Annotated in this window: 15 protein-coding genes; 10 read left to right on the top strand and 5 right to left on the bottom strand. The window is 72.0% G+C overall.

Annotated elements, in window-relative coordinates; all coding sequences use genetic code 11:
* The first annotated feature begins 70 nt into the window (after window positions 1-70).
* The gene (gene secA / locus FHU30_RS03020; RefSeq protein WP_253871156.1) at window positions 71-2917 is read left to right on the top strand and encodes a preprotein translocase subunit SecA; all 2847 of its coding nucleotides are present in this window, start codon (window positions 71-73) and stop codon (window positions 2915-2917) included.
* Between the two features lie 630 nt (window positions 2918-3547).
* Here secA and FHU30_RS03015 read toward each other — a convergent pair.
* From FHU30_RS03015 to FHU30_RS03005, 3 genes are all read right to left on the bottom strand, one after another.
* Entirely contained in the window at window positions 3548-4957 is a 1410-nt protein-coding gene (locus FHU30_RS03015; RefSeq protein ID WP_253871154.1) for a PTS transporter subunit EIIC, read from the bottom strand.
* Window positions 4958-5094: 137 nt separating this feature from the next.
* Window positions 5095-5835 (bottom strand): GntR family transcriptional regulator, encoded by a 741-nt coding sequence (locus FHU30_RS03010; protein ID WP_253871152.1) that lies wholly within the window; start codon window positions 5833-5835, stop codon window positions 5095-5097.
* Window positions 5836-6178: 343 nt separating this feature from the next.
* Entirely contained in the window at window positions 6179-7477 is a 1299-nt protein-coding gene (locus tag FHU30_RS03005) for a PTS transporter subunit EIIC (RefSeq protein ID WP_372503837.1), read from the bottom strand.
* A gap of 192 nt (window positions 7478-7669) precedes the next feature.
* Between FHU30_RS03005 and nagA the strand changes: the two genes are divergently transcribed.
* The 7 genes from nagA (at window position 7670) to ptsP (ending at window position 13426) form a co-directional block, all read left to right on the top strand.
* A complete protein-coding gene (gene nagA, locus FHU30_RS03000) occupies window positions 7670-8782 on the top strand; it encodes an N-acetylglucosamine-6-phosphate deacetylase (protein WP_253871150.1) in 1113 nt (370 codons plus the stop codon).
* Window positions 8779-9822: an SIS domain-containing protein gene (locus FHU30_RS02995; RefSeq protein ID WP_253871148.1), complete on the top strand. Its 1044-nt coding sequence runs from the start codon at window positions 8779-8781 to the stop codon at window positions 9820-9822. The genes nagA and FHU30_RS02995 overlap by 4 nt, the downstream gene beginning before the upstream one ends.
* 100 nt (window positions 9823-9922) lie before the next feature.
* Window positions 9923-10222 carry a PTS sugar transporter subunit IIB gene (locus tag FHU30_RS02990; RefSeq protein WP_301322541.1) on the top strand — a complete coding sequence of 100 codons (300 nt, stop codon included), beginning with the start codon at window positions 9923-9925 and terminating at the stop codon, window positions 10220-10222.
* Between the two features lie 17 nt (window positions 10223-10239).
* Window positions 10240-10689 (top strand): PTS sugar transporter subunit IIA, encoded by a 450-nt coding sequence (locus FHU30_RS02985; protein ID WP_253871145.1) that lies wholly within the window; start codon window positions 10240-10242, stop codon window positions 10687-10689.
* Window positions 10680-11363: an HAD family hydrolase gene (locus tag FHU30_RS02980; protein ID WP_253871143.1), complete on the top strand. Its 684-nt coding sequence runs from the start codon at window positions 10680-10682 to the stop codon at window positions 11361-11363. Before FHU30_RS02985 ends, FHU30_RS02980 begins: the two co-directional genes overlap by 10 nt.
* A gap of 4 nt (window positions 11364-11367) precedes the next feature.
* Window positions 11368-11640 carry an HPr family phosphocarrier protein gene (locus tag FHU30_RS02975; RefSeq protein ID WP_253871142.1) on the top strand — a complete coding sequence of 91 codons (273 nt, stop codon included), beginning with the start codon at window positions 11368-11370 and terminating at the stop codon, window positions 11638-11640.
* Between the two features lie 115 nt (window positions 11641-11755).
* Window positions 11756-13426 carry a phosphoenolpyruvate--protein phosphotransferase gene (gene ptsP, locus FHU30_RS02970; RefSeq protein ID WP_253871872.1) on the top strand — a complete coding sequence of 557 codons (1671 nt, stop codon included), beginning with the start codon at window positions 11756-11758 and terminating at the stop codon, window positions 13424-13426.
* A 915-nt stretch (window positions 13427-14341) separates the two neighbouring features.
* On the opposite strand, the gene FHU30_RS45790 is transcribed toward ptsP, so the two are convergent.
* Both FHU30_RS45790 and FHU30_RS02955 read right to left on the bottom strand, forming a co-directional pair.
* Window positions 14342-15943 (bottom strand): glycoside hydrolase family 3 protein, encoded by a 1602-nt coding sequence (locus tag FHU30_RS45790; protein ID WP_308211162.1) that lies wholly within the window; start codon window positions 15941-15943, stop codon window positions 14342-14344.
* Window positions 15944-16492: 549 nt separating this feature from the next.
* A complete protein-coding gene (locus FHU30_RS02955; RefSeq protein WP_253871140.1) occupies window positions 16493-17515 on the bottom strand; it encodes an N-acetylglucosamine kinase in 1023 nt (340 codons plus the stop codon).
* 151 nt (window positions 17516-17666) lie between these two features.
* Here FHU30_RS02955 and FHU30_RS02950 point away from each other — a divergent pair, with 151 nt between their 5' ends.
* Both FHU30_RS02950 and FHU30_RS02945 read left to right on the top strand, forming a co-directional pair.
* Window positions 17667-18632, top strand: coding sequence for a MurR/RpiR family transcriptional regulator (locus tag FHU30_RS02950; protein ID WP_301322540.1), 966 nt, complete (start codon window positions 17667-17669; stop codon window positions 18630-18632).
* Window positions 18629-19525: an N-acetylmuramic acid 6-phosphate etherase gene (locus tag FHU30_RS02945; protein WP_253871138.1), complete on the top strand. Its 897-nt coding sequence runs from the start codon at window positions 18629-18631 to the stop codon at window positions 19523-19525. The genes FHU30_RS02950 and FHU30_RS02945 overlap by 4 nt, the downstream gene beginning before the upstream one ends.
* Window positions 19526-19651 lie beyond the last annotated feature (126 nt).

Below are 19651 nucleotides of genomic sequence, written 5' to 3'. Positions count from 1 at the left end.
ATGGCATCGTACGTGTGGTGTGCGTGCCGCCGGTCGGCGGTGACCCACGATCTGCAAGGAGCCTCCGAGAGTGCCAGTAGTCATCGATAAGATCCTTCGCGCGGGCGAAGGCAAGACCCTGCGCAAGCTCAAGAAGCTCGCGGATCAGGTCAACTCGATCGAGGAAGACTTCGTCGACATGAGCGACGCGGAACTCCGCGAGCTCACCGACAAGTACCGCGAGCGCCTCGAAGAGGGCGAATCGCTCGATGACCTGCTCCCCGAGGCGTTCGCGACCGCCCGCGAGGCGGCCAAGCGCGTTCTGGGCCAGCGGCACTACGACGTCCAGGTCATGGGCGGCGCTGCGCTGCACCTCGGCAACATCGCCGAGATGAAGACCGGTGAGGGCAAGACCCTCACCTGCGTGCTGCCCGCCTACCTGAACGCGCTGTCCGGCAAGGGCGTGCACGTGGTCACGGTGAACGACTACCTGGCCAAGCGCGACGCCGAGTGGATGGGCCGCGTGCACCAGTTCCTCGGCCTGGAGGTCGGCGTCATCCTCCCGCAGATGACGCCCGAAGAGCGCCGGGTGGCCTACAGCGCCGACATCACCTACGGCACGAACAACGAGTTCGGGTTCGACTACCTGCGCGACAACATGGCCTGGAGCCTGGACGAGCTCGTCCAGCGCGGCCACAACTTCGCGATCGTGGACGAGGTCGACTCGATCCTCATCGACGAGGCCCGCACGCCGCTGATCATCTCCGGCCCCGGCGAGCAGAACTCCAAGTGGTACGGCGAGTTCGCCAAGATCGTCCCGCGGCTGAAGCGCGCCGAGCTGGTCAGCACCGCCGGCCAGGTGGACGAGTACGGCCCCGGCGACTACGAGGTCAACGAGAAGAAGCGCACCGTCGGCATCACCGAGTCGGGCGTGGAGAAGGTCGAGGACTGGCTCGGCATCGACAACCTCTACTCCGCCGAGAACACCCAGCTCGTCAGCTTCCTGAACAACGCGCTGAAGGCCAAGGAGCTGTACAAGCGCGACAAGGACTACGTCGTCATGAACGGCGAGGTCCTGATCGTGGACGAGTTCACCGGCCGTATCCTGCACGGCCGCCGGTACAACGAGGGCATGCACCAGGCCATCGAGGCCAAGGAGGGCGTGTCCATCAAGGACGAGAACCAGACGCTCGCCACGATCACCCTGCAGAACTACTTCCGCCTCTACAGCAAGCTGTCCGGCATGACCGGAACCGCCGACACCGAGGCGGCGGAGTTCAACAAGACCTACAAGATCGGCGTCGTGCCGATCCCGACCAACAAGCCGATGGTCCGCATGGACAAGGCCGACGTGGTCTACAAGACCGAGCAGGCCAAGTTCGAGGCGTGCGTCGACGACATCGCCGAGCGGCATGAGAACGGCCAGCCGGTGCTGGTCGGCACCACCTCGGTCGAGAAGTCCGAGCGGCTGAGCAAGATGCTCAAGCGGCGCGGCATCCCGCACCAGGTGCTGAACGCCAAGCACCACGACGCGGAGTCGGCGATCGTCGCCGAGGCGGGCCGCAAGGGCGCCGTCACCGTCGCGACGAACATGGCCGGCCGAGGCACCGACATCATGCTCGGCGGCAACCCCGACTTCCGCGCCGACCTGGAGCTGCACCAGCGCGGGCTGTCCCCGCTGGAGACGCCGGAGGAGTACGAGTCGGCGTGGCCCGAGGCGCTGGAGAAGGCCAAGGACGCGGTGAAGGGCGAGCACGAGGAGGTCGTCGACGCGGGCGGCCTGTACGTGCTCGGCACCGAGCGGCACGAGTCCCGGCGCATCGACAACCAGCTGCGCGGACGGTCCGGGCGCCAGGGCGACCCGGGCGAGTCCCGGTTCTACCTGTCCCTTGAGGACGACCTGATGCGGCTGTTCAACTCGGCCCGCGTCGAGGCGATCATGACCCGGCTCAACATCCCGGACGACGTGCCGATCGAGTCGAAGATCGTCTCCAACGCGATCAAGTCGGCCCAGTCGCAGGTCGAGCAGCAGAACTTCGAGATGCGCAAGAACGTCCTGAAGTACGACGAGGTGATGAACCGCCAGCGCGTGGTCATCTACTCCGAGCGCCGCAAGGTGCTGGAGGGCGAGGACCTGCACGAGCAGGTCCGGCGCATGATCGACGAGGTCGTGAACGGCTACGTCGCGGGCGCCACCGGCGAGGGCTTCGCCGAGGAGTGGGACCTGGACAAGCTCTGGAAGGCCTTCCAGCAGCTGTACCCGATCACTCTCACCGTGGACGGCCTGGTCGAGGAGGTCGGCGGCGAGATCTCCAGCCTCGACGCCGAGACCCTGGCCGAGAAGCTGCGCGAGGACGCGCAGGCCGCCTACGACAAGCGCGAGGAGGAGCTCGGCTCCGAGGTCATGCGCGAGCTGGAGCGCCGCGTCATCCTCTCGGTGATGGACCGCAAGTGGCGCGAGCACCTCTACGAGATGGACTACCTCCAGGAGGGCATCGGCCTGCGCGCCATGGCGCAGCGCGACCCGCTGGTCGAGTACCAGCGCGAGGGCTACGACATGTTCAACGCCATGATGGACGGCATCAAGGAGGAGTCGGTCGGCTACCTCTTCAACCTTGAGGTCGAGGTCGAGGAGCAGCCCGCGGCCCCGCAGGTCGGCGTCAACCCCGTCGCGCTGGAGGACACCGTCCCCGGCGACGAGGACACCCCGGTCGAGGCCGCCGACGAGCACCCGTCCATCAAGGCCAAGGGCCTTGAGGAGCCGCAGCGTCCGACGAAGCTGGAGTACACCGCTCCGACCGTCGACGGTGACGGCGGCGTCGAGCACCACAGCGAGGAGGTCGACGACCCGTACGAGGGCGTGGGCCGCAACGACCCGTGCCCCTGCGGCTCGGGCAAGAAGTTCAAGCGCTGCCACGGCGACCCCACCAACAACTAGCCCGACCTAGAACGGCCCCGGTCTTTGAAGACCGGGGCCGTTCGCTTTCCCCCACCCCGTCCTGCCGGACGCCTACCCGCGCTAGAGCCGACCTAGAACCCGCCCCAACAAAGGCCCGCCACCCCGCAGTCAGCGAGCAGCCCAGACAGCGCACGCAGCACAGGAAGCGCAGGTAGGACGGTCAGCGCGGGCGCTGCACACAGCGCACGCAAATGCAGGCAGCGCACGCAGCGCTGCGCGGTAGGGCAGTGCAGGTGGGCCGGGCGGCGAGGGCGCTGCGCGTAGGGCGGGCGAAGGCAGGCAGCACAGGCGGCGCGGTTGGACGGTGCGTGCGGGCAGCGCAGGTTGGACGGGCGGGGTGGGCGCTGCAGTAGGGCGGGCGAAGGCAGGCAGCGCACGCGGCGCGCTAGGGCGGTGCGCGTGGGCAGCGCACGTGGCGCACGGAGCGCACGTGGTGCATGCAACGCAGGTAGGGCGGGTGGCGCTGGTGTGTGGGGGTTCGGGGCGGGGTTGGAATGAGGCGACGGCGGGGCGCGGGAGGTGCGCCCCGCCGTCGCGGGGTGAGGCGGGCTCCGGTAGGGGGCCGGAGCGCCTCGGGTGGCCGGGCGGGCTGGGCCCGGCCTTGAGGGGTTAGCCTGCGGCCTGCTTGCCGCGCTTGCGCGACTTGCCCTCGCCGCCGCCGGCGGTGGCGCCGGCGAGTTCGGGGGACGCGGCGGCGTCGGCCACGACCGACTCGGTGTTCTCCGGCTCGCGGCCCGGCGTCGGCAGGTTGAACTTCTTGATGATGAAGTAGAAGAGCACGAAGTAGATCACCGCGTACACCAGGCCCATGGCGATCAGCCCGAGCAGGTTGTGCGTGTTGCTCTTGGACCCGTTGATCGCCATGTCGATCGCGCCCGCGGAGAAGCTGAAGCCGAGCTTCATGCCGAACGCGTCGGCGAGCGCCATCGAGATGCCGGTCAGGAGCGCGTGCACCGCGTACAGGGCCGGCGCGATGAACACGAACGCGAACTCGATCGGCTCGGTGATGCCGGTGACGAACGCGGTGACGGCGGCGGAGATCATGATGCCGCCGACCGCGGGGCGGCGGTGCTTGGGCGCGGCCAGCCACATGGCGATGGCCGCGGCGGGCAGGCCGAACATCAGGACGGGGAAGTAGCCGGTCATGGACCAGCCGGTGCCGTCCGCGCCGTTCAGGTAGCAGACCAGGTCGCCGCTGTAGGTCTTGCCGCCGACGGTGCAGTCGGGGATCTGCGTCCAGACGACGTTGTTGGCGATGTGGTGCAGGCCGAAGGGCAGCAGCAGGCGGTTGATGACGCCGTACACGCCGGCGCCGATGGTGCTGTTGCGGGCCATCCACTCGCCGAAGCTGGCGATCCAGTCACCGAGGGTCGGCCAGACGAAGCCGAAGGCCAGGCCGATCACGACGGCGGCGAAGGAGGTGATGATGGGGACGAACCGGCGCCCGCCGAAGAAGGCCAGCCAGGTCGGCAGCTTGATGCGGTAGTAGCGCTGGTAGAGCAGCGCGGCGGTGAGGCCGATGACGATGCCGCCGAGGACCTTGGTCGGGTTGGCCGCGGCGAGGTCCAGCGCCACCTTCGGCTTGCCCGGGTGGTCCGGGTCGAACAGCTGCTTGGTGATCTTCGCGTAGACCTTGCTGTCCTTGTCGAAGGTGTGGAAGAACATCGTCATGCTGACGTAGTGGAAGACCAGGTAGCCCACCACGGCGGCGAGCGCGGTCGAACCGTCCGACTTGCGCGCGAAGCCGATCGCCACGCCTACGGCGAACAGCAGCGGGAGCCAGTCGAAGATCGCGCCGCCGGCGCCGGCGAAGATCTCGGCGACCCGGTCGGCGCCGGAGAAGTTGAGCCAGGCGTCCTTGTTCTGGCCGATGACGTCGGGCTGGCCGAGCCGGAGCAGCAGGCCCGCGGCGGGCATGACGGCGATCGGCAGCATCAGGCTGCGGCCGATCCGCTGCAGCACGCCGAGCGCGCGGGAACCTCGTCCCGAAGCGTCGCCGACGGCGGTGGTGGCACTCATCAGGGGTTTTCCTCTCCTTGGTCACTGCATGGGGTGTCGGCTCCGGGACGGAGATGGCCTGGAACCGCGGGGACAGAGGGGCCCGGTAGGGACGGGGTGGAGCGGGAAGCGGGTGAGGGGTCGGGGACTGCCGGAGGTCAGGAACGCGTCGGGGGATGGCCCAGCGCCGTGTGGACCTGGTAGCGGTCGGCCCGGTAGGTCGACACGCCGAGCTCGGCGCACGTGCCGTTGGTGAACGACCGCCGGCGCAGCAGCAGGACGGCGCTGCCGCGCGGGATGTGCAGGTGGCGGGCGTCGGTCGCGTCCGCCAGCCCGGCGTCGATCGTCTGGTCGCCCGCGTCGAAGACCAGCCCGTACACCGCTTCGAGGACGCCGTACAGGGACCGGTCGGCGAGCCGCCGGTCGAGCAGGTCGGGCGCGAGCGATGCGAGGATATGCGCCCGTTCGAGTGCCATGGGCTCGCCGTCGGCGGTGCGCAGCCGCTCGATGAGGTGGATCGGGGTGCCGAGCTCGACCTCGAACGCGCGGGCCAGCCGGGCGTCGGCGGGCAGCGTGCGGCGGTCGAGGTCGATCGCGCCGGGACGCATCCCGCGGGCCAGCATGTCCTCGGTGAACGAGACCAGCCGCAGCGGCATCTCGATCTTCGGGCGGGCCACGAAGGTGCCCTTGCCGGGCACCCGGTACAGCCGTCCCTCCGAGACGAGCTGGTCGACGCCCTGCCGGACGGTCATGCGCGACAGCCCGTACCGTGCGCACAGCTCGCGCTCGGAGGGTATGGGGGCGTCCACCGGGAGCTCGGTGCTCTCGATCATGTCCAGCAGGATGGCCCTGAGCTGGAAGTACTTCGGGACGGGGCTGTTCGGGTCAATGGTCGTCACGGGGATCCTCGGGGGAACCCGGGCCGATGGCGGCGCGAGTCCGGATCGACTCGGTATGTACTGGTCTAGTCCGGACTAGACCACACGCTTTCGACGTGTGTCAACTCACAGATGCATAACGCGCAGGTCGCGCCCCGGCCACACCAAGATCGCTTATCCCCGCAGGTCAGCGCCCCTTTTCGCTGGTCCGGGCCGCGGTCGCCCCGATGCCGGTGGACGGGCGGCGGACCCGGTTATCCACAGAACCGCGTTCGGTATGTCCGCGGGAAACCGGGGCCGGAGACTGGGATCAGGGCCGTTCTGGAAGGAGAGGCGGATGGTGCGGGTGGTGGTCCGGATGAGGTCAGGATTCGTTCGGTGTCGTGGTGTCCTCGGGTTCGCGTCCCGGCGTGGGCAGCTTCAGCTTCGTGATGGCGAGGTAGAAGATCGCGAAGTAGAGGAAGAAGTAGACGACGCCCATGCCGATGATGATCGGCAGGTGCCTCGTGTTGCTCTTGGTGGCGTTCAGCAGCATGTCGATGAGGCCCGCCGAGAACGAGAAGCCGAGCTGCGCGTGGATCGCGGCGAGGATGTACATCGAGACGCCCGTCAGCACGACGTGGATGCCGTAGAGCAGCGGCGCGACGAACATGAACGAGAACTCGATCGGCTCGGTGACGCCGGTGACGAACGCGGTGAGCGCGGACGAGATCATCAGGCCGCCGACGACGCTGCGCTTCCCGGCCGGGGCCGCGCGCCAGATGGCGCAGGCCGCGCCGGGCAGCCCGAACATCAGCACCGGGAAGAAGCCGGACAGGAAGGTGCCGGCGTGCGGGTCGCCCGCCAGGTACCGGTTGATCTCGCCGTGCACGGCCGTCCCGTGGTCGTTGTAGGTGCCGAACACGAACCAGATCAGCGAGTTGAGGATGTGGTGCAGGCCGAACGGCAGCAGCAGCCGGTTCGCGATGCCGTAGATGCCCGCGCCGAGCGCGCCGAGGCCGGTGAGCCAGTCGCCGAACGAGTCGATCCAGTGCCCGAGCGTGGGCCAGATCAGCCCGAACAGCACGCCGAGCAGCAGGCACGCGGCGGCGCTGACGATCGGCACGAACCGCCGCCCGCCGAAGAACGCCAGCCACGAGGGCAGCTTGATCCGGTAGAAGCGCTGGTACAGCAGCGCGACGACGAGGCCGACGACGATGCCGCCGAGCACCTGGGTCGGGTTCTTGAGCCCGTACCCGATGACCTCCTTGAGGGCGCCGTCCTGCTGGACCTTCTGCACCACCGTGTCCTTGAGCGTGGACGAGTGGGCGAACATCGTCTTGGAGACGCGGTCGAAGACCAGGTACCCGACGACGGCGGCGAGGGCGGTCGAGCCGTCGGACTTCTTGGCGAACCCGATCGCGACACCGACCGCGAAGAGGATCGCGAGGTTGTCGAGCAGGGCGCCGCCCGCCGCGGCGAACACCTCGGCGATCCGGTTCCAGCCGAGGCCGTCCTTGCCGAGCAGGTCGTCCTGCCCCAGGCGGAGCAGGATGCCCGCGGCGGGCAGCACCGCGATGGGCAGCATGAGGCTGCGGCCGATCCGCTGCAGCACCGCGAAGGTGGCGGTCCAGGCGCGGTGCGCGCCGCCCCCGCCGTCGGCCTGCGTGGTCATGGAACTCATGAGCGGATGACTCCCCCCGAGCGACATCCTCGCTCTATCGCTTTCCGGCGTGATTCGGGTATGTTGCGTACTGGTCCAGACCGGACTAGACCAGTCGTGGCAGAGCACGACCGGCGATCCCGGCGTCACGGAGAGTGCGCAGCGATGGCAAGACTTCTGATCACCGCGAACCGCATGATCACTTCCCCCGCGGTGGGTTCTACCCGCGTGGTCTCGCCGGGATACGTCCGGATCGAGAACGGCGTGATCACCGAGGCCGGCGAGGGCCGCCCGGACGGCGCCGACCTCCACCTCGACGATGGCCTGCTCGCCCCCGGTCTGGTCGACCTGCAGGTCAACGGCTTCTTCGGCTACGACATGGTGGACGCCGACGAGACCGGCTGGCGGACGGTCGTCGAGCGCCTCCCCGAGACCGGCGTGACGTCGTTCCTGCCGACCTTCATCACCGCGCCCGTCGAGGTCCAGGCCGCCGCGCTGCGTCGCACGCGGGAGCTGCTCCCGACGCTGGACGGCCGCGGAACGCGCGTCCTGGGCGTCCACCTTGAGGGGCCGTTCCTGTCGGAGAAGCGCAAGGGCGCGCACAACCCCGCGTTCCTGACCGACCCGACGCCCGAGAAGGTCGCGACGCTGCTGGAGACCGGGCTGGTCAAGCTGGTCACCCTCGCTCCCGAGCGGGCCCACGCGCTGGACGCGATCCGCACCCTCGTCGGCGCCGGCGTGCTGGTCAGCGTCGGGCACAGCGACGCGACCGCCGCCCAGGTCGCCGCCGCCGCGGACGCGGGCGCCCGCAAGGTCACCCACATCTTCAACGCGCAGTCCGGGATGAACCATCGCGATCCGGGCGTGGCGGCGCAGGCGCTCGCCGACGAGCGGCTGAGCCCCGGCCTCATCCTGGACCTGCACCACGTGTCCGCGACCGTGGCGAAGGTCGTCTTCAACGCCGCCGCCGGACGCGCCGTGCTGGTCACCGACGCCGCGTCCGCCGCGGGCATGCCGCCCGGCGTGTACGAGCTGGGCGGCGAGCCGATCACCATGCCGGAGCAGGGGCCGCCGCTGCGCGCCGACGGCACCATCGCGGGCTCCGGGCTCCGGCTGGACGACGCGATCGGCAACGCCCTGGCGATCGGCGTGGACCTGGTGACGGCCGTGGACGCCGCCACCCGCGTCCCCGCCGACCTCATCGGACGGCCCGACCTCGGCCGCATCGCCCCCGGTGCGAAGGCCGACCTCGTCTGGCTCGGTCCGGGCCACCGCGCGCGTATGACGTGGATCAACGGGCAGGAACTCTTCGGAGGGGGATCATGACCACCAGTCGTATGCGCGCCGAGATCGGCGAGCAGCCCGAGGCGCTGCGGCGCACCATCGAGGCGCTGCTGCCGCGCGTCCCGGAGATCGAGCGGCTCGCCGCGGAGACGCGGCAGGTGCTGTTCATCGCGCGCGGCTCGTCCGACAACGCCGCCGTGTACGGCCGGTACCTGATCGAGTCGCACGCCGGGCGGCTCGCCACCCTCGCCGCGCCGTCGATCGCCACGACCTACGGCAGGCGGCTCGACCTCGACGGCGTGCTGGCGGTGGCGATCAGCCAGTCCGGCAAGACCGAGGAGATCGTCGAGACGCTGGCCTGGGCTAAGGACTGCGGCGCCCGCACGGTCGCGGTCACCAACGGCGAGGGCTCGCCGCTCGCCGAGGCCGCCGAGGTGCCGCTGGTCACCCTCGCCGGCGACGAGCTCGCCGTCCCGGCGACCAAGACCTACACCACCCAGCTCGCCGCGCTCGCGGTACTCGGCCTCGGTCTCGGCATCGGGCAGGACCCGGCCGACCTGCGCCGCGTCCCGGACGAGGTCGAGGGCCTGATCCGCGCGACGGAGGCGTCCCCGGCGCTCGGGCGGATCGTCGAGGCGCTCGCGCAGGTGCCCGGCGCGGTCGTGTCCGGACGCGGCATCGCGTTCGGCACCGCGCTGGAGCTGGCCCTGAAGATCAAGGAGGCGTGCTACCTGCACGCCATGGGCCTCTCCTACGCCGACCTGCTGCACGGCCCGATCGCCGTCGTGGACGACCAGACCCCCGCGCTGCTCGTCGCGGCCGAGGGCAGTCCCACGCTGTCCGGCACGATCGCGCTCGCCGAGCGGGTCCGCGGCGCGGGCGCCGAGGCGTTCGGCTTCGGCGGCGGCAGCGGCCTCGCCCAGGCCAGCACCGCCGCCCTGCCCGGGCCGGACCTGCCCGAGTGGGTCGCCCCGCTCGGCCTCATCGTGCCCGGCCAGATCATGGTCGAGAACCTCGCGCGCCGCCTCGGCATCGACCCCGACGTCCCGCGCGGCCTGAACAAGGTCACCCAAACCGACTGACCCGGCTCGGGCCACCCGCTTCGGCGCGCCCCGTCCCGGACGGACAAGAGCATCAGGGCCGCTCCACGCGGCGCGACGGAGCACCAGCTCCGGCTCCCGCTTGCCGGGGCGCGGCCCGAAGGCGAAGCGGCCCGAAGGCGAACAAGAGAACGAGAGGAACCCCGCTATGGACAAGGCCGAGGCCATCGTCGCCGCGCTGGGCGGCGCCGACAACATCATCGAGATCGAGCCCTGCGCGACCCGGCTCCGCACCCAGGTCAAGGACGGGGACGCCGTGAACGAGCCCGCCCTCAAGGCCGCGGGCGCGTTCGGCGTCATGCGCCAGGGCACCGTCGTCCAGGTGGTCGTGGGCCCCGAGGCCGACACGATCGCCACCGACATCGAGGACATCCTCGACTGACCTCGCAAGGAGGACCGATGACGCGCGTACTGTCCCCGGTCGGCGGGCGGGTCGTGGGGCTCGCGGGCGTGCCCGACCCGGTGTTCGCCCAGGCCATGGTCGGCCCGGGCACCGCCGTCGACCCGGCCCGCGAGCCGGGCCGCGCGATCGCCCCGGTGTCCGGGAAGATCGTCAAGATGCACCCGCACGCCTACGTGGTCGTGGACGACGAGGGGCACGGGGTGCTGGTGCACCTCGGCATCGACACCGTCCAGCTCAAGGGCGAGGGGTTCGAGCTGCTGGCCGCCGAGGGCGACCGGGTGACCGCGGGCCAGCCGCTAGTCGCCTGGGACCCGGCCGCGGTGGAGGCGGGCGGACGCTCGCCGATCTGCGCCGTGGTCGCGCTGGACGCGCCCGCCGAGGCGCTGTCGGACGTCGTGGAGGCCGGCAGCGTCGTCCAGGGAGCCGAGCTGTTCGTATGGAGCTGATCCGGCTGCCGGCCCGCGCCGCCGTCTTCGACCTGGACGGCACGCTGATCGACACCGAACCGCGCAACCGCGTGATGTGGGCGCGGCTGTTCGACGCGCACGGCGCGCCCCACGACGAGGCCCTGCTGGCCTCCTTCGCGGGCCGCCGCGGGCGCGAGGCCCTCGTCGACCACCTGCACCTGTTCCCCGGCCGGACGGCCGAGGAGCTGTTCCACGAGGTGCTGGGCTACGGCGACGACCCGGACCTGCCCGTTCCCGACCCCGTGCCCGGCGCGGTGGAACTCGTCCGCGAGCTGCACGCGCTCGGCGTCCCGACCGCCGTTGTGACGTCCGGAATGCGGGGATACGCCCATGGCCTGCTGGCCGACCTGGGCGTCCGGGAACTGCTGAAGCTGATCGTCACCGCCGACGACGTGGTCGTCGGAAAGCCCGATCCCGAGGGCTTCCTGGCCGCCGCGCGCGGCCTGGGCGTCCCGCCGCACGAGGCCGTGGCCTTCGAGGACGCGCCCGCGGGCGTGGCCGCCGCGCGGGACGCGGGTATGACCGTCGTGGGGATCACCACCACGCAGCCGTCCGGCGCGCTGAGCGCCGCGCACCACGTGGTGGCCGACCTGCGCCAAGTGACCGTGACTCCCGGACCCGAGCTGCGGATCCGGGACACCGAGGAGAGTTGAACCAGTGAGCGAGCGCAACGTCAGGATCGAGTCGAAGGTGGGGCTGCACGCGCGCCCGGCCGCGCTGTTCGTGCAGACCGCGGCCAAGGCGCCCGGCGACGTCACCGTGGCGAAGCCCGGCGGTCAGCCGGTGAACGCCAAGAGCATCCTGGCCGTCCTCGGCCTGGACGCCAGGCACGGCGAGGAGATCGTGATCACCGCCGACTTCGACGGCGCGGACGCCCTCCTTGCCGAGCTGGAGGCGCTGCTGTCCACGCCCGAGCCCGAGAATGCCTGAGCCCGCCGAAACCACCGGAAACCCCGCCACCGCCGACTCCGCTGCGCCGGTGGCCGGAGGGTCGTCCGCGTCCGGAGGGTCGTCCGCGTCCGGGGGGACGGGCGTGGTCGGCGAGATGCGCGGGGCCGGGGTCAGCCCCGGGGTCGGGTTCGGGCCGGTACGGGGGATCGCGGGGGCCGTTCCCGAGCCGTCCGCCGACTCGGCGCCTGCCGGGGACGCGGAAGCCGAGACCGCCGCCGCCCTTGAGGCGCTCGCCGCCGTCGCCGACGACCTGGAGGCCCGCGGTACGGCCGCGGCCGAGGTCGGCAACCGCGACGGCCAGGACGTGCTGAACGCGCAGGCCCTCATGGCTCGCGACCCCGGTCTCGCCGACGGCGTCCGGGCCAAGACGGCCGAGGGCCGTTCGGCGGCCCGCGCCGTGTTCGAGTCGTTCGGCGTGTACCGCGAGATGCTCGCGGGCGCGGGGGAGTACCTCGCCGCCCGCGTCACCGACCTCGACGACATCCGCGACCGCACCGTCGCGCGCCTGCTCGGCCTGCCGATGCCCGGCGTGCCCGAGTCGGACGAGCCGTTCGTGCTGGTCGCGCGGGACCTCGCGCCCGCCGACACGGCCGTGCTCGACCCGGCCAAGGTCGTCGCCTTCGTCACCGAGGAAGGCGGCCCGACCAGCCACACCGCGATCCTCGCCCGCACGATGGGCGTGCCCGCGGTCGTTGCGCTGCCCGGCGCGACCGGACTCGCCGACGGCACGCCCGTCCTGGTGGACGGCGCGGCCGGGACGGTCGTGGTCGACCCGTCCGCCGCGGCGGTGCTCGCCGCTCGCGACGCCGCGTCCGCACGGGCCGCCGCGCTCGCCGGCGCGTCCGGTCCGGGACGCACCAAGGACGCCCACCCGGTGCCGCTGCTGGCGAACATCGGCGGGCCCAAGGACGTCCCGGCCGCGGTCGCGAACGGAGCGGAAGGCGTCGGGCTGTACCGCACCGAGTTCCTGTTCCTCGACCGCGCCGCCCCGCCGTCCGACGCCGAGCAGGAGCAGGCCTACCGCGAGGTGCTGGAGGCCTTCCCCGACGGGCGCGTCGTCGTGCGCGCCCTCGACGCCGGGGCCGACAAGCCCCTGGCGTTCCTGCCGCCTCCCGGCGAGGAGCCGAACCCGGCCCTCGGCGAGCGCGGCCTGCGGATGCTGCGCCGGCACCCGGACGTGCTGGCGGCCCAGCTGTCCGCGCTGGCCCGGGCCGCGTCCGGCCTGACGGCGAAGCTGCAGGTCATGGCCCCGATGGTGACCGACGCCGAGGAGGCGGCCTACTTCGCCGCCGCCTGCCGCGACGCCGGGATCGAGCACCCCGGGATCATGATCGAGGTCCCCGCGGCCGCCCTGCGCGCCCGCGACCTGGCGTCCGAGGTGGAGTTCTTCAGCCTCGGCACCAACGACCTCACCCAGTACGCCTGCGCCGCCGACCGCCAGATCGGCGGCCTCGCCCACCTCCAGGACGCGTGGCAGCCCGCCGTCCTGGACCTGGTCGCCTCCGCCGCGTCCGCCGGAATCCCGTGCGGCGTCTGCGGCGAGGCCGCGGGCGACCCCGTGCTGGCCTGCGTCCTGGTCGGTCTGGGCGTCACGTCCCTGTCGATGAGCGCGCCGTCGCTCCCGCTGGTCCGCGCCGCCCTGGCCCGCCACACCCTGGACGAATGCCAGACCGCCGCGTCCGCAGCCCGAGCATCCCGCTCCGCGGCGGACGCCAAGCACGCCGCCCGCCAATCCCTCCCGGCCCTCCCCGACCTGGGCCTCTAACCCACCCCAAGGGCGGGGGCCGGCTGCACGCCCGCCCCCGCCCCGGGCACCCCCTCCTCCAGCCCGCCCGCACCCCACAACAAGACAAGCGCACCCGCGCACACCAGCGCGCCGTCGGGCGCAAGCGCACCCGCGCACGTCAGCGCCTCGGACGCAAGCGCGTCCGCGCACGTCAGCGCCTCGGACGCAAGCGCGTCCGCGTACGTCAGCGCCTCGGGTGCAAGCGCGTCTGCGCACGTCAGTGCGCCGTCGGGTACGAGCGTGTCCGCGTATGTCAGCGGGTCGGGTGCGAGCGTGTCCGCGTATGTCAGCGGGTCGGGTGCGAGCGTGTCCGCGTACGTCAGCGCCTCGGACGCAAGCGCGTCCGCACACGTCAGCGCCTCGGACGCAAGCGCGTCCGCACACGTCAGCGCCTTGGGTGCAAGCGCCTGAGCACGTCAGTGGGCCTGGCCCTCATACTCGCGGCCCGGCACGGGCCCGTCTGACCTGCCGGAGCCGTCCGACCGAGGCGCAGCCACCCCCAGTACGCCGCGCCGCAAGCTGAGCGCGGCGAGCACGAACGCGTGCGGCAGCCACGCTGGGCCGTAGAGGCGGATGACCGGCCGGGTATCGGCGGCGAGAACGGCGGCGGCCAGGCGCGTCCGCGCCCGCAAGCGCGCTCTCGAACGTCAGCGTGTCCTCGGACGCGCGTGCCTTCGCACGCATGCGGGGTGTTGGACGCAAGCGCGCCCCTCGCATGCGCGGGCGCTGTGGGAGGCGAGTGCCCTGTGGTAGGTGGACGTGGCCATGGTTGTTTGCGGCACGTGCCAGTTCGGAGGCGGGGGAATGGTCCGCTGACTCACGACAGCAGTGGGGCTGGCACGGGAGCTGAGTGGGCCCGGGGGGCGGGGGGATTGGGGGTGTGGGAGGTGAGGGTTAGTAGGTGAGGCCGGTGCCTAGGGGTTGGCCGGCTACGGGGACGGGGAGTTTGGCGGTGGGTTTGGCTTGGCCGGAGAGGATGCGGGCCAGGGCGGTGATGGCGGGCGGGGTGGACGAGTAAGTGGCGACCAAGGCCTTGGCGCGGTCGGCCTTGTCCAGGTCGTAGGGGGCGCCGAGTGCGGCGACGACGGTCGGCTTGGAGGCGAGGCTTCGGGTCTGGGCGGCGGTGCCGGACGCGCCGGAGTTCAGCGTGGTGAGCAGCGCGACGTCCGCCTGGCCCAGGGTGCCGGTCGTTTTGACGCCGGCGGCGCGGAGGGCGGCGCCGACCTGAGAGCTTTTCGCGCCGGTGACGTAGACCGTCCGGCCTTTCAGCGGGAGGACGTCGCCGACGTTGCGGACGACCGTGACGCCGTGTTCGGCGACGCTACGGGCCAGGGTGTGGTGCTGCGCGGTGTCCACCTGGGCGTCGGCTTTGGCGGGGTCCACGTGGGTGCCGCGGAAAAGGCCGCGGTTCTGCTTGAGGCGCAGGATGCGCGCCACCGCGTCGTCCAGCCGGGACGCGGGGATCTTGCCGGAGTTCACGGCGTTCAGCACCGCCTGGTAGGCGACCGGCAGGCTCGGCGGCATGAGCAACTGGTCGGCCCCAGCGTTGATCGCGCGGACCGGGACGACCCGGTCGCTGTACTTCTCGCGGACGCCGTCCATCTGCAGCGAGTCGGTGACGATCACGCCCTGGAAGCCCAGTTTCTTGCGTAGCAGCCCGGTCAGGACGTTCTTGGAGAGCGTCGCCGGGTCGCCGCTGCCGTCCAGTTTCGGGACGACGATGTGCGCGGACATCACCGCGTCCGCGCCCGCCGTCTCGAAGGGCGGGGCGTCCAGGCGCTCCCAGGTGGCGCGGTCGTGCTTGATCACCGGGAGGCCGGTGTGGCTGTCGGTGTCGGTGTCGCCGTGGCCGGGGAAATGCTTCGCCGTCGCGGCGACGCCGGCCTGCTGGTAGCCGCTGACGGCCGCGCGGACCATCCGCGCGACGAGCCCCGGATCGGCGCCGAACGAGCGGATGCCGATCACCGGGTTCGCCGGGTTGACGTTGACGTCGGCGTCCGGGGCGTAGTCCTGGTTGATCCCTACGGCGCGCAGCTCGGCCCCGGTCGCCTGCGCGGCGGCGCGCGCGTCCTCCGTGCGGCGGGACGCGCCGAGCGTCATGTTCCCGGGGAACCTGGTCACGAACGGCGTCCGCGACACGATGCCCTGCTCCTCGTCCACCCCGATCAGCATGGGGATCTTGGACGCCTTCTGCAGCGCGTTGGACAGCCGGGCCGTCGAGCGCGGCGACCGCAGGTTCTCCGGGAAGTAGATGACGCCGCCCACGTGGTACTTGCGGATCATCTCCGTGCCCTGCGACGCGCTGCCGACCGTGGGCACGAAGAGCTGACCGACCTTTTCGGGCGTGCTCAGCTTCGCCACGTAGCCGGGCACCCAGTCGGGCCGCGCCGACGACGATCCGGACGAGCTCTGGGTCGGTTCCGCGTTGCGCCGACCGGCCCGGGCGTCCCCGCCGCCGCACCCGGCCAGCGAAGCCGCGAGCGCGAACGCGGCCACCACCCCGACCGGCCGTCCGACACCAGCGAGCTCTCGCGAAACCCCCGACCTCCTACCTGGGGACGGGAGGGGGGATGGGGGCGCGGGTGGGGAGGTGGGTCGTAGTGCGCGCACTGTGCTCCCGATGCCGTGACCTGGCCGTGATCTGACCCGGGCGACGGTAGTCGGCGCGTGGCGCGGTGTCCAAAACAGGGGCGGACGCGTCGGGACGCGAGGCGGCGCAGGGGGCGGCGTACCGGACGAAGCGGGGCAGAACCCGTACGGCGGGCCCGGACGATCACCCCGGCGACCGTCCCCGCCCTGTCTCCGAGGCCAGACTTTTGTAACTCGAATCCGCCCCGGAGGGCGTTGCGCGCTAAAAATTCACCCCGGCCCGCGAGCCCGCCGCTCGGCCTTCGCCAACGCCGCTTCGCGGCCTGCGAGACGCGCGACGCCAGAAGGGGTGAGTGAATGCTCACTGACGATGAGTGAGCATTCACTCACGGGCTGAGAGCAGGAGATGGCACGTTCCAGACGAGGGGGTGGGATCGGGTGCGGCCGGGGCGACGGCTATTCCGGCGGTGGGAATCCCAGGCGGCGCATCGCCAGGGACGCGGCTCCCACGGCGCCGTCGCCAGCGCGGCGCGGATCGGCGTCGAAGCGCAGCCGCAGGCCCGCCCGGACGGCGTCGGCGACCGGCCCGTCCCGCAGCACCGAACCGTGCATGACGACCGGCGCGGCGGGATCGGTCAGCGCGGCGCGGACCGCGTCCACGTCGCGCAGCAGCCACTCGGCCGCCTCCTCGGTGATCCGGCGCGCCACGGCGTCCCCGGCGGCGGCCGCGGCCGCGACCACCGGGCCGAGCCTGCCGAGGGCCGCGGGCGGGCGACCGTAGACCTCCTTGATGATGGCCTGCGCGAGGGCGGGGTTCTGGGGGACGCGCGGGACCGCCTCGCGGGCCAGCGTCGTGGTGCCGCCCGCGCCGAGCGACGACCCGTTCACCGAGGCCCCGGCGAAGGCCAGGGCGGGTGCGGGGGCCGGGGCGGGGCGGTGCTGGGTGCACGGATGGCGGGTGGGCACGGCGCCCAGTTCGGACAGCACGGCCTGGCCGAGCAGCGCGCGCGGCACCGACTCGGTGAGCAGCGTCGGGCGGCTGCGTCCGTCCAGCGCGGCGAGCGCCGCGCGCACCGCCTCGCGGCCGAGCCACACCGCCGACCCCTCGTCCCCGACGAGCCAGCCGTAGCCGTCCGCCCGGCGCACGATCGTGCCGTCGCTGATCACCGCGGCGCCCGCGCCGGTGCCGGAGAACACCACGATGCCCTTCTGGGCGCTGGTGCCGGCCGCGAACGCCACGGCGATGTCGGTCACGACGGCCGGGGATCCGCGCAGCCCGCAGGCGTGCCAGGCGCGCCGGGCGGCCGTGACCGCCGCGGGACGTCCGGCCGAGCCCGCGCCCGCGATCCCGAAGACGCCGGTGAGGACGAGCGACCGGTCCACGTCGCCGAGGGCCTCGCTCAAGGCCGTGGTGAGGGCACCCGCGGTGTCGCCGCCGGAATTGGGGTTGGCGCCGGGGCCGGTTCCGGTCCCGGCCACCGCCCCCCCGAGAGTCAGCACTACACAGCGGGTCTTCGTGCCACCCGCGTCTATGCCGATCACGTAAGGACCGGCCAAATGGGTCAACACATGGCGACCGTAGCCTTTTCTACCGTTGACGTGACATCGCGGGGGTAAGAAAATTTCTTCCATGAGGAAACCCACCGGCTCAGAGTCGGGGAGTAGTGGGGGTGGGGCGACCCGGGAGACAGCACGGGAGGAGGCGGCGTCACAGACGCCGCTGAGCACCGTGGTGCGGGTGCGGTCGCTGCTGCCCTCGCTTCCACCGGCGGAGCGCAGAGTCGCGCAACGCGTCATCGACGACCCCGAGGGGGTCGCGAACTCGACCATCACCGAACTCGCCCAGAACTGCGGCACCTCCGAGACCACGGTCATCAGGTTCTGCCGGGCGATCGGGTTTCATGGTTATCCAGAGCTGCGGTTGACCCTCGCGACGGAGGCGGGGAGGGCCCAGAGCGCCACCGGCGGGCGGGTCATCGGCAGCGACATCAGTCCGGACGACTCCCTTGAGCAGATCGTGGAGAAGGTCACCTTCGCCGACGCCCGTGCCGTCGAGGAGACGGCCGCCCAGCTCGACATCAAGATGCTGGAGCAGGTCGTCGACGTCATCGTGGCCGCCGACCGCGTGGACGTGTACGGGGTGGGCGCCAGCGCCTTCGTCGCCCTGGACTTCCAGCAGAAGCTCCATCGCATCGGGAGGGTCTGCTACGCCTGGTCCGACGCCCACATCATGCTGACCAGCGCCGCGCTGCTCGGCGCCGGGGACGTCGCGGTCGGGATCTCGCACACGGGCGCGACGGTGGAGACCATCGACGCGCTGGAGGTCGCCAAGAGCAAGGGGGTCACCACGGTTGCCCTGACCAACTTCCCGAAATCGCCCATCGCCGACGTCGCCGACCTCATCCTGACGACGGCCGCGCGGGAGACCACCTTCAGATCGGGGGCGACGGCCAGCCGGCTGGCGCAGCTGACGGTGGTGGACTGCGTGTTCGTCGGGGTCGCGCAGCGCACCTTCGGCCCCACCCGAAAAGCCCTTGAGGCCACGTTCGAGGCGGTCCGCGGCCGGACCGTGCGACCCGACCGGAGGCGTCGGTGATCGAGTGTGATCTGCCCACCGAGGGGCGCAACCCGCGCACCCTCGACGTCGACACGCTGCCCACGCTGGACGTCCTGCGCCGGATCAACGCCGAGGACGCCACCGTCCCCGCCGTCGTCGCGGCCGTCCTGCCCCAGCTCGCCGAGCTGGTCGACCTCGCCGTGGAGTCCCTGCGGCGCGGCGGCCGGGTGCACTACTTCGGCGCCGGGACCTCGGGGCGCCTGGCCGTGCTGGACGCGGCGGAGCTCCCGCCCACGTTCGGCATGTGGAACCGCGTCGTCGCCCACCACGCGGGCGGCCCCGGCGCGTTCACCCAGGCCGTCTCCGAGGTGGAGGACGACGTGGACCTCGGCGCGTCCGACGCCGCCGCGGTCGAGCCCGGCGACGTCGCGATCGGCGTCGCCGCGTCCGGACGCACCCCCTACGTCATCGGCGCGCTCCGCGCGGCCGCGGCGGCCGGGGCGCACACCGCCCTCATCTCCTGCAACCCCAACGCGCCGTACGGCGACGAGGTCGCCGTGCACATCCCGCTGGCCACCGGACCCGAGGTGATCAGCGGCTCGACGAGGATGAAGGCGGGCACCGCCACCAAGCTGGTGCTCAACTCGTTCTCCACCACGCTCATGATCAGGCTGGGGCGCACCTATTCCAACCTGATGGTCAGCGTGAACGCCCTCAACTCCAAGCTCCGGACCCGCCTCGTCCGCATCCTCACCGAGGCGACCGGAATGGACGACCGCTCCTGCGCCGCCGCGCTGGCCGAGGCCGGCGGCAACACCCGCGTGGCCCTGGTCAGCCTGCTCGGCGAGGTGCCCGCCGACCGTGCCACCGTGCTCCTGGAGGAGAGCGACGGCGGCGTCCGCGAGGCTCTGCAACGCCTCAGATCGGCCTGATCCACCCCCGCGGGCAGGTTCGCAGCAGACCCCGCACCCGCTGCGACACCGTGTTGTCGAAAGGCCCCGGGCCGAGGACGCGCCACCCAAGCGCCCCCGGCCCGGCGGCCCGCCCGCCGCCCCCAC

Origin of the sequence: Actinomadura rupiterrae (assembly GCF_024172125.1) — a bacterium.
In the GTDB taxonomy this organism is placed as follows: domain Bacteria; phylum Actinomycetota; class Actinomycetes; order Streptosporangiales; family Streptosporangiaceae; genus Spirillospora; species Spirillospora rupiterrae.
This window is presented reverse-complemented; position numbering and strand designations above follow the sequence as displayed.

Excerpts from the sequence above, each read along its gene's own strand:
- FHU30_RS03015 (WP_253871154.1), bottom strand. The coding sequence starts at position 4,957 with ATGAGTGCCACCACCGCCGTCGGCGACGCTTCGGGACGAGGTTCCCGC.
- FHU30_RS03005 (WP_372503837.1), bottom strand. The coding sequence starts at position 7,477 with ATGAGTTCCATGACCACGCAGGCCGACGGCGGGGGCGGCGCGCACCGC.
- FHU30_RS02995 (WP_253871148.1), top strand. The coding sequence starts at position 8,779 with ATGACCACCAGTCGTATGCGCGCCGAGATCGGCGAGCAGCCCGAGGCG.
- FHU30_RS02985 (WP_253871145.1), top strand. The coding sequence starts at position 10,240 with ATGACGCGCGTACTGTCCCCGGTCGGCGGGCGGGTCGTGGGGCTCGCG.
- FHU30_RS02980 (WP_253871143.1), top strand. The coding sequence starts at position 10,680 with ATGGAGCTGATCCGGCTGCCGGCCCGCGCCGCCGTCTTCGACCTGGAC.
- ptsP (WP_253871872.1), top strand. The coding sequence starts at position 11,756 with ATGCGCGGGGCCGGGGTCAGCCCCGGGGTCGGGTTCGGGCCGGTACGG.
- FHU30_RS02950 (WP_301322540.1), top strand. The coding sequence starts at position 17,667 with ATGAGGAAACCCACCGGCTCAGAGTCGGGGAGTAGTGGGGGTGGGGCG.